This window comes from Pseudomonas sp. Sample_16 (assembly GCF_004307665.1).
GTDB lineage: Bacteria > Pseudomonadota > Gammaproteobacteria > Pseudomonadales > Pseudomonadaceae > Aquipseudomonas.
Map to the genome: position 1 here is coordinate 107,977 of NZ_RCOB01000052.1, position 13,942 is coordinate 121,918.

Annotated in this window: 6 protein-coding genes and 1 pseudogene; 3 read left to right on the plus strand and 4 right to left on the minus strand. The window is 60.0% G+C overall.

What is annotated here, in order from left to right:
- Positions 1-6: 6 nt before the first annotated feature.
- Positions 7-2,700, minus strand: a complete 2,694-nt coding sequence (locus D8U69_RS07430; RefSeq protein ID WP_130903939.1) for a GGDEF and EAL domain-containing protein — start codon at positions 2,698-2,700, stop codon at positions 7-9.
- On the opposite strand from D8U69_RS07430, the gene D8U69_RS07435 reads away from it, so the two are divergent.
- The gene (locus D8U69_RS07435; RefSeq protein WP_130907024.1) at positions 2,699-2,968 is read left to right on the plus strand and encodes a hypothetical protein; all 270 of its coding nucleotides are present in this window, start codon (positions 2,699-2,701) and stop codon (positions 2,966-2,968) included. The genes D8U69_RS07430 and D8U69_RS07435 overlap by 2 nt on opposite strands.
- Here D8U69_RS07435 and D8U69_RS07440 read toward each other — a convergent pair.
- The 3 genes and pseudogenes from D8U69_RS07440 to aceE form a co-directional block, all read right to left on the minus strand.
- Positions 2,965-4,358: pseudogene (locus D8U69_RS07440) on the minus strand (alkaline phosphatase D family protein). The gene D8U69_RS07435 and the pseudogene D8U69_RS07440 overlap by 4 nt on opposite strands.
- Positions 4,359-4,638: 280 nt before the next feature.
- Positions 4,639-6,612, minus strand: coding sequence for a dihydrolipoyllysine-residue acetyltransferase (gene aceF, locus D8U69_RS07445; RefSeq protein ID WP_130907025.1), 1,974 nt, complete (start codon positions 6,610-6,612; stop codon positions 4,639-4,641).
- Between the two features lie 11 nt (positions 6,613-6,623).
- Positions 6,624-9,269 carry a pyruvate dehydrogenase (acetyl-transferring), homodimeric type gene (gene aceE, locus D8U69_RS07450; RefSeq protein WP_056852320.1) on the minus strand — a complete coding sequence of 882 codons (2,646 nt, stop codon included), beginning with the start codon at positions 9,267-9,269 and terminating at the stop codon, positions 6,624-6,626.
- Between the two features lie 383 nt (positions 9,270-9,652).
- Here aceE and glnE point away from each other — a divergent pair, with 383 nt between their 5' ends.
- Both glnE and waaF read left to right on the plus strand, forming a co-directional pair.
- Complete coding sequence (gene glnE, locus D8U69_RS07455; RefSeq protein ID WP_056852321.1) at positions 9,653-12,592, plus strand: bifunctional [glutamate--ammonia ligase]-adenylyl-L-tyrosine phosphorylase/[glutamate--ammonia-ligase] adenylyltransferase; 2,940 nt, start codon at positions 9,653-9,655, stop codon at positions 12,590-12,592.
- 314 nt (positions 12,593-12,906) lie between these two features.
- The gene (gene waaF, locus D8U69_RS07460) at positions 12,907-13,941 is read left to right on the plus strand and encodes a lipopolysaccharide heptosyltransferase II (RefSeq protein WP_056852322.1); all 1,035 of its coding nucleotides are present in this window, start codon (positions 12,907-12,909) and stop codon (positions 13,939-13,941) included.
- Position 13,942: the final 1 nt, after the last annotated feature.

The window sequence follows — 13,942 nt, forward strand, 5'->3', positions numbered from 1 at the left end:
CCGCTGTCAGGCGATTGGGCCGCGCGGGTAGCGTTTGAGCTTCTCGATCAGCTCGGCGCCGGGGATCGGCTGGTCGAACAGGTAGCCCTGGCCGACGTCACAGCGGTGGCGACGCAGGAAAGCCAGCTGCGCAGCCGTCTCGATACCTTCAGCCACGACCTTGAGCTTGAGGTTGTGCGCCATGGCGATCACCGCGGAAGTGATTTCCATGTCGTCCTGGTTGTCCGGGATTTCGTGGATGAAGCTTCGATCGATCTTGATGATGTCGATCGGGAATTTTTTCAAGTAACTGAGCGACGAGTAACCGGTGCCGAAGTCGTCCATTGCCAGCGTCAGGCCCAGGCGTTTGAGCTGGTCGAGCTGCAAGTGGGTGTCTTCGGTGGCTTCCAGCAGCAGGCCTTCGGTCAATTCCAGCTCCAGCAGGTGCGCCGGCAATGCTTCTTCCTTGAGAATGTTGGCGATGGAGGCCACCAGGTCCGGGTCGGAGAACTGTTTGGGTGACAGGTTGATCGCCACCTGCAGATTACCCAGCCCTGCAGCGGTCAGTGCCTTGCTCATGCGGCAGGCCTGGCGGGCGATCCATTTGCCGATCGGGATGATCAGGCCGGTTTCTTCGGCGACGCTGATGAACTGGTCCGGGCGGATCATGCCCTTTTCCGGATGGTCCCAGCGCAGCAGCGCTTCCATGCCCAGCAGTCGACCGCTGCGCAGGCAAAGCTTGGGCTGGTAGAACACGTCCAGCTCGTTCTGGGTCAGGGCGCGGCGCAGGTTGTTTTCGACGAACAACTTGTAACTGGCCTCGGCGTTCAAGGCTTCGGTGAACACTTGCACCTGATGTTTGCCGTTGGCCTTGGCCTTGTGCAGCGCCAACCCGGCGTTACGCATCAGGGTTTGCGGGTCGCGGCCATGCAGCGGCGCGCAGGCCAGGCCGACCGAGCCGGTCACGCTGATCAATTGGTTGTCGACGAACATTGGCTTGTCGAGGGTCGTCAGCAATTGGCTGGCGATCTGCTGGCCGGTTTCCAGATTGGTATTGTCCAGCAGCACCGCAAATTCGTTACTGGCAAACCGCGCCAGGCTGCCGCTCGGGCTGAGGCTGTTGCGCAGGCGTCGGGCCAGGCTGATGAGCAGTTTGTCGCCCGTCTGGTGGCCCAGGCTGTCGTTGATCCGCTTGAAGTTGTCGATGTCCACCAGCAACAGACTGATGGGTGTATCGCTGTCCCGGGCGAAGCGCTCGTCGAGGTTGCGGATGAATGCCGGACGGTTGCCGAGGTTGGTCAGGTTGTCGGTGTAGGCCAGGCGTTCGATGCGCTGCTGGGCGAGTTTGGTCTGGGTGATGTCTTCGTAAATGCCGATGTAGTGGGTCAACTCGCGGTTGTCGCCGTAAACCTTGGAGATCGACAACTGCCCCCAGTAGGGTTCCAGGTTTTTGCGCCGGCTTTTGAATTCACCTTGCCAACTGTTGCTCTTGGCCAGTGCCGATGGCGCGTCGAACAGCAGTTCGCTGAGGTTTTCCAGGGCCGGCAGTTCCGACAGGCGCTGGCCGTGGACTTCTTCGGTGCTGTACTGGGTGATCGCGGTGAAGCTCGGGTTGACGTATTCGACCACGCCGTCGCAGTTGACCAGCAAAAAGGCGTTGGCGCTTTGTTCCACCGCACGCTGGAACAAGTGCAGGGCACTGGTGGCGGTGCGTCGGTTGTGATTGTTGATGACCTGAGCAAATTGATCCGCCAGTTCGCCGGCGAAGGCGATTTCGTCCGACTGCCAGGCGCGGGTCACACCGGTTTGCTCCAGGCACAGTACGCCGACCACCTGACCGTCGACCCGGATGCTGGCGTCGAGCATCGCATTGACATCCCGCGGGCGCAGGCTCTCGGCCATTTCCCGGGTGCGCGGGTCGCGCATGGCATTGTGGGCGTCGATGGCGCGGCCGGTATGCAAGGCGTCGAGGTAGTCGGGGAATACGCTGACATCGATCGGTTCCGGCAGCAGGTATTCCTGGGTCGTGCGGTGATAGGCCGAAATCGGCACCAGCTGCGAGCCTTCGAGGTGCCACAGGCTGGCGCAGTCGATCTGGTAAATGTCGCAGGCGCTGCGGGTGATCAGTTCGGCAGCTTCCTGCAGGGAGTTGTTGCTGCTGTAGCGCTGGCGGGTCAATAGCAGGATCAAGTCCTGCTGGGCGCGGACCCGATCCAGATGCTGCAGTTGTTCCTGCTGGGCGCGCTGGTTGAGCTCAAGGGCGATCTGCAGGCGTGAGTTCTGGGTTTCCAGGTCGAGGGCCGGCAGCAACGGGTCGTCGTCGAACAAACCGTCGATCACCAACAGGTAGCCACGCAACAGGTGTCGGTTGTGTTGTTTGTAGGCTTCACCCAGTTCCAGCAGATTCAGCGAGCCGGAAGCCGTGTGCAGGGTGTAGCGGATCAGATAATGGGTGCTTTCGCTCAGTTGCTGTTGAACCGCGTCATGCAGCTGATAGCGCGCCTCTGGTTCCATGAGGCTGGCGTATGGCGAGCCGACCAGGGCGCACAGTTCCACAGCCGGCAGGCCGAACTGGCGTTCGCAATTGGGATCAAGAAACAGCAGCGCCCAGCTTGGTTCATTCAGCCGCTCGAAACGCAGCATGCCGAGCCGCGAGGGCACGGGCAACTGCGTCACTACCTCGGCCACCATACGGCTGGCGGCATCGGGTTGGCTTTTCATGGAGGGAACTCGCTTCGAATTTGCTGAACGCGCCGGGGCTCTCGCCCTCTTTACTGTTGCCTGCGGCAAGGTTGCATCATTGCGACACCGACTGACAAGAGAGATGAAGGCCAAGTGCTATAAGAATGTGTCGGCAGGCGCGAAGATTTCTGCAATTAAAGCCAAAAGTAATGTTCTCGGCGCAGAGATTGCAGCCTTCGTCGGCTCCTGCAGGGGGTATTCCATTCCCACGGGAGGGCTGTCGAAGGCTGCGATTTTTTACTTTTAACGCAACGCAATAGCCACCGACTCTAGAAAATGGCCATCCCGATCGTGATAACGCACATGAATCTGATCCGAATCGACGATCAGATGCGCGAAGTTATCCTGGCTGATCACGTCGCTGGTCAATTCGTGTCGATAGTCGCCGGCAGCGGTCCGGGCCAACGGTTGATCGAGAATGAAGGTCGAAGCCTTGGCATAAGGCAGCAGCTTGCTGTTGCACAGCGGTGACGAAACGATGGTGTTGACCTCGAAAGCCGGGTCTTCGCTGTGGGTCAGGCGGCTGGTGAGGGAGCCGTGGACGTCGCCGGAAATGAACACCACATTCTTTATGCCGTGGGTGCGAATCGTTTCGAGCAGCCGTAACCGTTGCTCGGGAAAGGCTTTCCAGGCGTCATCGCCCAAGCGTTTGCGGTCCGGGTAGAACATCACACTGGTGACCACGAATTTGACCCGGGCCGGGCTGTGAATCAGCCAGTCGCACAGCGCCTGTTCCTGTTCGCGATCAAGAATGCGCCGGTCGTTGGCCGTCAGATTGCGCCGCGTTCTGCTGTCGGTGACAAACCATTCGATATCACCATTGGCAAACTGGTACCAGTAGCGCCTTGGTGAATGACTTGGTTGATCTTGGGTATTGAATTCCCCGGCCGGGCTGTGACTGGCTTGATACAGTTCATAAGCTGCCATGGCGTTCTTGTATAAATACTCATCATTGCTGTTTTTGTTGGCTGGCCAGTTATCTTCAATTTCATGATCATCAAGAATCATGTAAGTGGGAATACCAGACATCAGTTTTGCAATATTAGGTTGGGAAAATGCAGAACGATACTTGGCAAGTATCTCGGTGTATTCCCGATCCGGCGCTATGAAGTTCAGATCGTCAACATACACTTGATCGCCCGTCATCAATACAGCATTGATAGGTGGTGACGCGCAGTGTGCAAGTTTGGCGATGGCGGCGAAGATCCGGTCGCCCAGGTGCGGAGCGGAAGGCTGCCCTGCCGTCATGCGCAAATAGCGGCAGGAGCCCACAATATAAGCTCGTGGCATGGCTGCCTTGCTGGCTTGCGTACGCAGGTGATAAACCTCCCGCGGCCACTGTAGAGGCAACTCCTGGACGGATTGCGGATTGTGCAACGGGCACATGGGGCTGAACCATCCAGCCTGGTATTCGTATTCAGTATCGGCAGTGAGATCCTGCAGAACGATGACATCTGACATGTGCGCGACGGGATCAGTTGGGTAAATAAGCCGTTATTCCAGCGCTCTTCCCCCGCCCGTCTATAACGAATGCCGGCAAATACCAAAGCATCTTTCTGCCATTCTCCGCGCAGGAATATTCGTGCGTCATTAGTTGTTGTGTGGCCAATAATAGGGCCGACAGTAGGCTTGAACATAGTCGAGTCCTTTCGATGTTTTTCCTGTTAATCAAAGCGGTAAAGTTATTGGCTGCTTTAACAGCCTTATAACCAAGGCTAGTGATTGAATCGCAAAAAATATCGGGCGGAAACGGACTTGAGTTGTGGGCGATGTCAGCCACAAATGTAGGAAGGATTCTTTTAGAGTAAAAAACGGCGGGCAAAAAAAGCCCCGCCAATTGGCGGGGTTGAGGTACGAGCGTGGCGCTCGGAAACGTGGAACGCGACTGGCCCTCCCGTGAGGGAGGGCCGGCCGGTCTTACAGCAGGATGGTGCGGATGTCCGCCAGCAAGTCGCTCAGACGCTTGGTGAAGCGTGCAGCAGCGGCGCCGTTGATCACACGGTGATCGTAGGACAGCGACAGTGGCAGCATCAGTTTCGGCTGGAAGGCTTTGCCGTCCCAGACTGGCTGGATGGTTGCCTTGGAAACACCGAGAATCGCCACTTCCGGCGCGTTGACGATCGGCGTGAAGCCGGTGCCGCCAATGTGGCCGAGGCTGGAAATGGTGAAGCAGGCGCCTTGCATCTCGTCCGACGAGAGCTTCTTGGTCCGGGCTTTTTCAGCCAGGGAAGCCGCCTCGGCCGCCAGTTGCAGCAGGCTCTTCTGGTCGACGTTCTTGATCACCGGTACCAGCAGGCCATCAGGGGTGTCGACGGCGAAGCCGATGTTCACGTATTTCTTGCGGATGATCGCTTTGCCGCTTGGCGCCAGCGAGCTGTTGAAGTCCGGCAGTTCCTTGAGCAGGTGCGCGCAGGACTTGAGCAGCAGCGGCAGGATGGTCAGCTTGACGCCGGCCTTCTCTGCTACGGCTTTCTGGGCGTTACGGAACGCTTCGAGTTCGGTGATATCGGCCGAGTCGAATTGCGTCACGTGCGGCACGTTCAGCCAGCTGCGGTGCAGGTTGGCAGCGCCGACCTGCATCAGGCGGGTCATCGGCACTTCTTCGATTTCGCCGAAGCGGCTGAAGTCCACGACCGGAATCGGCGGAATGCCAGCGCCACCGGTTGCGCCAGCAGCAGCGGCCGGAGCTTCCTTGGCCTTCTGCATCATGGCCTTGACGTAAACCTGTACGTCTTCCTTCAGGATGCGACCGTGCGGACCGCTGGCGCCGACAGCGCTCAGCTCGACACCGAATTCGCGAGCCAGTTGACGCACGGCAGGGCCGGCGTGAACTTTCGCGCCCGGCTTGGCAGGCGCAGCGGCCGGAGCGGCAGCAGCAGGGGCAGCGGCAGCGGCAGCCGGAGCAGCAGCGGCTGGAGCCGGAGCGCTCGGAGCAGCAGCGGCAGCTGGAGCCGGGGCAGCAGCTGGAGCTGCGCCTTTGACTTTCAACTTGAGAATCAGGTCGCCGGTACCGACTTCGTCATCGAGCTTGATGGAAACGCTTTCCACCACGCCAGCGGCAGGCGATGGGATTTCCATGCTGGCCTTGTCGGATTCCAGGGTGATCAGCGACTGGTCGGCTTCAACGGTGTCGCCGGCCTTGACCAGGACTTCGATGATCTTCGCCTTGCCTGCCGAACCGATGTCCGGAACGTGGATGTCCTGGACGCTGTCGGCTACCGGTGCAGCCGGAGCGGCAGCAGCTGGCGCAGGAGCAGCGGCGGCAGGTGCAGCAGCCTGAGCTGGCGCAGTGGCCGGCGCCGCAGCACCCGCCACTTCCAGGTCCAGAATCAGGTCGCCAGTGCCGACTTCGTCGTTGAGCTTGACGCTGATGGCCTTGACCACGCCAGCGGCAGGCGACGGGATTTCCATGCTGGCCTTGTCGGATTCCAGGGTGATCAGCGACTGATCAGCCTCGACGGTGTCGCCGACCTTGACCTGGATCTCGATGATCTGGGCCTTGCCCGACGAACCGATGTCCGGCACGTGCACTTGCTGAACCGAAGCGGCAGCAGGAGCAGCAGGGGCAGCGGCTGGTGCGGCAGCAGGCGCGGCGGCCGGTTTGGCTTCAGCTTTTGCAGCAGGCGCCGCGGCAGCCGCAGGAGCCGCTTGCGCGGCGCCTTCGACTTCCAGCTCCAGCAGCTCGTCGCCTTCTTTCAGGCGATCGCCCAGCTTCACTTTCAGGCTCTTGATGATACCGGCCTTCGGCGCAGGCACTTCCATGCTCGCCTTGTCCGATTCCAGGGTCAGGATGCTCTGGTCGGCTTCGATACGGTCGCCGACCTTCACAAACAGTTCAATTACTTCACCTTCACCGCTGCCGATGTCAGGTACGCGAATGAGTTCGCTCACAGAATCTCTCCTCAGCAGTCCAGTGGGTTGAGTTTTTCCGGGTTGATACCGAACTTGGCAATGGCTTCAGCCACGACTTTAGGTTCGATGTCACCACGGTCAGCCAGTGCTTCCAGGGCTGCCAACACCACGAAATGACGGTCGACTTCGAAGAAATGACGCAGTTTCTTGCGGCTGTCGCTGCGGCCGAAACCATCGGTGCCCAGGACTTTGAATTCCTTGGACGGTACCCACTGACGGATCTGCTCGGCGAACAGTTTCATGTAGTCGGTAGAGGCAATGACCGGACCTTTACGACCGTTCAGGCACTCTTCGACATAGCTCAGCTTAGGCTTCTGGCCCGGGTGCAGACGGTTGGTGCGCTCGACGGCCAGGCCGTCGCGACGCAGTTCGTTGAAGCTGGTAACGCTCCACACGTCGGCGCCGACGTTGAACTGTTCCCGCAGGATCTTCGCTGCTTCACGGACTTCACGCAGGATGGTGCCGGAGCCCATCAGCTGAACGTGGTGCGCCGCTTCGCGGGTGTCTTCCTCGAGCAGGTACATGCCTTTCTTGATGCCTTCTTCGGCACCGGCCGGCATGGCTGGCTGCTGGTACGACTCGTTCATCACGGTGATGTAGTAGAAGACGTCCTGTTGCTCTTCGGTCATCTTCTTCATGCCGTCCTGAATGATCACCGCCAGCTCGTAGCCGTAGGTTGGATCGTAGGTGCGGCAGTTCGGGATGGTCGCGGCCAGCAGGTGGCTGTGACCGTCTTCGTGTTGCAGGCCTTCACCGTTCAGGGTGGTACGGCCGGCGGTGCCGCCGATCAGGAAACCACGGGTACGGCTGTCGCCAGCGGCCCAGGCCAGGTCGCCGATACGCTGGAAGCCAAACATCGAATAGAAGATGTAGAACGGCAGCATCGGCTGGTTGTGGCTGGAGTACGAAGTACCGGCAGCGATGAAGGAGCTCATGGCGCCCGCTTCGTTGATGCCTTCTTCGAGGATCTGGCCCTTCTTGTCTTCCTTGTAGAACATCACCTGGTCTTTATCGACTGGCTCGTAGAGCTGGCCGACGGAGGAGTAGATGCCCAACTGACGGAACATGCCTTCCATACCGAAGGTACGGGCTTCGTCCGGGATGATAGGGACGATGCGCGGGCCGATTTCCTTGTCCTTGACCAGTTGCGCGAGGATCCGCACGAAGGCCATGGTGGTGGAAATTTCACGGTCGCCGGAACCGTCGAGGATAGCCTTGAGGGTATCCAGGTCCGGAGTCGGCACGCTGAAGCTCTGTGCGCGACGCTGTGGCACGAAGCCGCCCAGTGCAGTGCGGCGCTCGCTCAGGTAGCGGGCTTCGGCGCTGTTCGGCTCTGGCTTGAAGAACGGCAGGTTCTCCAGCTCTTCGTCCTTGACCGGAATGTCGAAGCGGTCGCGGAACAGCTTCAGGCTTTCGACATCGACCTTTTTGGTGTTGTGCGCGGTGTTTTTCGCTTCGCCGGCACCGGTGCCATAACCCTTGATGGTCTTGGCCAGGATGACGGTTGGTTGTTCTTTGTGGTTGACCGCTTCGTGGTACGCCGCGTAGACCTTGTACGGGTCGTGGCCGCCACGGTTGAGTTTCCAGATTTCGTCGTCGGACAGGTCCTCAACCATCGCCTTGAGTTCTGGCGTGTTGAAGAAGTGTTCACGCACGAACGCGCCGTCTTTGGCTTTGTAGTTCTGGTACTCGCCGTCGATGACTTCGTCCATGCGACGTTGCAGGATACCGTCGACGTCTTTGGCCAGCAGTGGGTCCCAGAAACGGCCCCAGATGACTTTGGTCACGTTCCACTGTGCACCGCGGAACACGCCTTCGAGTTCCTGGATGATCTTGCCGTTGCCGCGAACCGGGCCATCGAGGCGCTGCAGGTTGCAGTTGATGACGAAGATCAGATTGTCGAGCTTCTCGCGGCCAGCCAGCGAGATCGCGCCCAGGGATTCCGGCTCGTCGCACTCGCCGTCACCCAGGAAGCACCAGACTTTCTGCTTGCCGGCAGGAATGAAGCCGCGGGCTTCCAGGTACTTCATGAAGCGTGCCTGGTAGATCGCCTGGATCGGGCCCAGACCCATGGATACGGTCGGGAACTGCCAGAAGTCAGGCATCAGCCAAGGGTGCGGGTAGGACGACAGGCCCTGACCGTCGACTTCCTGGCGGAAGTTGTTCATCTGCTCTTCGGTGATGCGGCCTTCCATGAATGCACGGGCGTAAACGCCTGGCGAGGTGTGGCCCTGGAAGTAGATCAGGTCGCCGCCGTGTTCATCGGTCGGGGCCTGGAAGAAGTAGTTGAAGCCGATGTCATACAGGGTCGCACTGGAAGCGAAGCTGGAGATGTGACCGCCGAGGTCAGAATCTTTCAGGTTCGTACGCATTACCATGGCCATCGCGTTCCAGCGTACCAGCGAGCGAATGCGGCGTTCCATGAACAGGTCGCCAGGCATGCGTGCTTCGTGGGTAACCGGGATGGTGTTGCGGTAAGGCGTGGTGATGGCGTAAGGCAACTGCGAACCGCTGCGGGTCGCGAGTTCACCCATACGGGTCATCAGATAGTGAGCACGGTCTTCGCCTTCTTTGTCGAGAACCGATTCCAGGGCGTCCAGCCATTCCTGGGTTTCGACGGGATCGAGGTCTTGCATGGCTTGCTCCAGGGCGGAAAGGCTACCAGAATCGGTTGCCTGAGTTAGCGACTGGCCTTGTGGGCAGACGTTATGAATTCTTGGATTGCCGATAGGTTGTTCCGGCGGTGTGTAGTTTTACTACAAATCATCCGGCATTTCAGCCTTACTAATGTATATACGAGTAGTAAAACTACAGATGAGCGGCTTGTGGCCCCCGGCTGCGTTGTGAGAATAATCGTTAAGGTTGGTCATTTGCCAACCCGAAAAGGTGAAAGCTTGATGCTGGCTGCCAAAAATAAAGAAATTTCAGCTATTTCTAACTTTTGTTCGACAGTCCTTCAGGTAGTGCGTTATGAAAATTCACTACATGCAGCCCGATACACGCCGATCAAGGATAGACCATGAGCCTGCCTACGCTTGCCGAACTGCCCGCCATTCTGATGCCGCTTGTCACCCGCGCCGAGCAGTCGTTCCGTGCCGCAGTCGATGCCCTGGACGACGATCATGGGCTGTCCGCCTGGACCCCTGAGCGTTGGGCTCAATTTGCCCGAGTGACCGCTGCCAGCGACTTTGTCATTGAACAGAGCGTGCGTGACCCTTTGATGTTGCTGGAGCTGGTGCAGTCCGGTGAACTGGACCGCAGCTTCAGCCCGGGCGAGTTGTGCGCGCAGATTGCCGCCGCGGCGAACGCGGCCGAAACCGATGACCAGCTCGGCCGTGCCTTGCGTCGTCAGCGTACCCGTCACCAGGTGCGGATCATCTGGCGCGACCTGACCCGCCAGGCCGATCTGGTGCAGACCTGTCGCGATCTCTCCGACATGGCCGATGCCAGTATCGACCAGGCCTATCAATGGTTGTACGCACGCCATTGCCAGCAATTCGGCGTGCCCACCGGCCGCCGCAGCGGCGAACCCCAGCAAATGGTGGTGCTGGGCATGGGCAAGCTCGGTGCGGTGGAATTGAATCTGTCGTCCGACATCGACCTGATTTTCGCCTACCCCGAGGGTGGCGAGACGGTCGGCGTCAAACGCCCGTTGGATAACCAGGAATTTTTCATCCGGCTCGGCCAACGCCTGATCAAGGCGCTGGACCCGATGACCGTCGACGGTTTCGTGTTCCGGGTCGACATGCGTTTGCGTCCTTACGGTTCGTCCGGGGCATTGGTGCTGAGCTTCAATGCGCTGGAGCAGTATTACCAGGATCAGGGCCGCGACTGGGAACGCTACGCGATGATCAAATCGCGTGTGGTAGCGGGCGATCAGGTTGCCGGCGCGCAATTGCAGGAAATGCTGCGACCGTTCGTTTACCGGCGTTACCTGGACTTTTCCGCCATCGAAGCGCTGCGCACCATGAAGCAATTGATCCAGCAGGAAGTGCGGCGCAAGGGCATGGCCGACAACATCAAGCTGGGTTCCGGCGGCATCCGCGAAGTGGAGTTCATTGCCCAGGCGTTCCAGCTGATCCACGGTGGTCGCGACCTGAGCTTGCAGCAGCGCCCTTTATTAAAAGTACTGAGCACGCTGGAAGGTCAGGGCTATCTGCCGCCGACGGTGATCAGCGAACTGCGCGAAGGCTACGAATTCCTGCGTTACACCGAACACGCCATCCAGGCGATTGCCGACCGTCAGACACAGATGCTGCCCGATGGCGCCCAGGATCAGGCGCGTATTGCCTTTATGCTGGGGTTTGCCGACTGGGCGGCGTTCCATGAGCAATTGATGCACTGGCGCGGTCGTGTGGCGTGGCACTTCGGCCAGGTCATCGCTGATCCGGACGAGGAAGCCGGCACCGAAAGCGAAGTGGTGGTCGGTGGTGAATGGCTGCCGCTATGGGAGGAGGCGCAGAATGAAGAAGCCGCCTGCCGTCAGCTCGAAGAGGGCGGTTTCACTGATGCTCCCAAAGCGCTGAAAGCCTTGGCTGGCTTGCGCAGCAGCCCGCAATTACGAGCCATGCAGCGTTTGGGACGCGAACGGCTCGATGCCTTTATTCCGCGTCTGCTTGCACAGGCGGTGGAACATGCCAATCCGGATCTGGTGCTCGAGCGTGTGCTGCCATTGGTAGAAGCCGTGGCGCGTCGTTCGGCGTATCTGGTATTGCTGACCGAAAACCCTGGTGCATTGCGCCGTTTGCTGACCTTGTGTGCCGCGAGCCCGTGGATCGCCGAACAGATCACGCGCTTCCCGCTGTTGCTCGATGAATTGCTCAACGAAGGCCGACTGTTCAAGCCGCCGTTGGCTCCCGAGCTGGCCGCCGAATTGCGCGAGCGCCTGACGCGGATTCCCGAGGACGACCTGGAGCAGCAGATGGAAGCCCTGCGCCATTTCAAACTGGCGCACCGCTTGCGAGTCGCCGCTTCGGAAATCGCCGGTAGCCTGCCGCTGATGAAGGTCAGCGATTACCTGACCTGGCTCGCCGAGGCGATTCTGGAACAGGTCCTGGCCCTGGCCTGGCGGCAAACGGTGGCCAAGTACGGCACGCCGCTGCGCACCGACGGCTCTTTATGCGATCCCGGGTTCATCATTGTCGGTTACGGGAAAGTCGGCGGCCTGGAACTCGGGCATGGTTCGGACCTGGATCTGGTGTTCATCCACGACGGTGATCCGCAGGCCGAAACCGACGGGCCGAAGCCGATCGATGGTGCCCAGTTCTTCACCCGCCTGGGACAGCGGATCATCCACTTGCTCACGGCCCAGACCAACTCGGGCCAGCTGTACGAAGTGGATATGCGCCTGCGTCCGTCCGGTGCGTCGGGGCTGTTGGTCAGTTCTTTGGGGGCGTTTGCCCGTTATCAGGAAAATGAAGCCTGGACCTGGGAGCATCAGGCGTTGGTGCGGGCAAGGGTGTTGGTGGGCAGTCAGGACGTCGGCCAGGCTTTCGAAAAGGTCCGTGCGGCGATACTGGGCAAACCGCGTGACTTGCCGACCCTGCGCCAGGAGGTCAGCGAGATGCGCGCCAAGATGCGCGAGAACCTTGGCAGCAAGAGCACGGCGGCCGGCACCGGGGCAAATGCCTTCGACGCCACGGCGCCCTTCGACCTCAAGCAGGACGCCGGAGGTATCGTCGATATTGAATTTATGGTGCAATACGCGGCCCTGGCGTGGTCGCAAACGCACCCGCCATTGCTGCGCTGGACCGATAACATCCGCATTCTGGAAGAGCTGGAACACGAAGGGCTGATGCCCGTCGAAGATGCCAGTCTGCTGCGTGAAGCCTATAAAGCTTACCGCTCGGCCGCCCACCGGCAGGCCTTGCAGAAGGATCCCGGGGTGATTGCCGGTGACCAGTTCGCGGACGAGCGGCGACAGGTCATGCGGATCTGGCGCGAGCTGGGGCTAAGCTGAGCAGGCGACGAGATTCAAATGTGGGAGCGGGTTTTTGTGGCGAGGGAGCTTGCTCCCGCTCGGCTGCGAAGCAGTCGCCACTCAGCCGGCTCGGTCTGGCAGATGAAATACAGTCGCAGGTTTTGGGTCTGCTTCGCAGCCCAGCGGGAGCGAGCTCCCTCGCCACGACGTTGTATGCTGACTGATATAGATGTGTGAAATTGATCCGACGAGCCCCAGCCGGCTCGTCCAAATGACCTGATGGTTCATCCCGCAGGTGCTGGATTATCGAGGCGGGGAGGCATAAGCCTCCCCGGTTCGTTTTTGGAAGCCACATGAAAATTCTGATCGTTGGGCCCAGTTGGGTCGGTGACATGGTGATGGCGCAGACACTGTTCCAGTGTCTCAAGCAGCGCCACCCGCAGTGCGAAATCGACGTGCTGGCCCCCGAGTGGAGCCGGCCGATTCTTGAGCGCATGCCCGAAGTTCGCCAGGCCTTGAGCTTTCCGCTCGGTCACGGCGCGCTGGAGCTGGCGACCCGTCGGCGCATCGGTAAATCCCTGGCCGGGCAGTACGACCAGGCGATCCTGTTGCCCAACTCGTTGAAGTCGGCGCTGGTGCCATTCTTCGCCGGCATCCCCAAACGCACCGGCTGGCGCGGCGAGTTCCGCTACGGCCTGCTCAACGATGTGCGCACGCTGGACAAGGAACGTTATCCGCTGATGATCGAGCGCTTCATGGCGCTGGCCTTCGAGCCGGGTATCGAGTTGCCCAAACCCTATCCGCGGCCGAGCTTGCAGATCGACCCGGTCACCCGCGAGGCGGCATTGGCCAAGTTCGGCCTGACCCTCGATCGCCCGGTGTTGGCGTTGTGCCCAGGCGCGGAGTTCGGCGAATCCAAGCGCTGGCCGTCCGAGCATTACGCCAAGGTCGCCGAGGCGAAGATCCGTGACGGCTGGCAGGTATGGCTGTTCGGTTCGAAAAATGATCACGGGGTGGGTGAAGACATCCGTTCACGTTTGATTCCCGGCTTGCGCGAAGAGTCGGTGAACCTCAGTGGCGGCACTTCGCTGGCCGAAGCAATCGATCTGCTCTCTTGCGCTGATTCCGTGGTGTCCAATGATTCCGGCCTGATGCACGTCGCTGCCGCGCTGAACCGCCCGCTGGTGGCGGTCTACGGTTCGACATCGCCGGGTTTCACGCCACCGTTGGCCGAACATGTCGAGATCGTGCGCCTGGGCATCGAATGCAGCCCTTGCTTCGATCGCACCTGCCGTTTCGGCCATTACAACTGCTTGCGCCAGCTGATGCCGCAAGCCGTGAACGAAGCCTTGCAGCGTTTGCAGGGCACAGTGGTCGAGGTCAAATAGC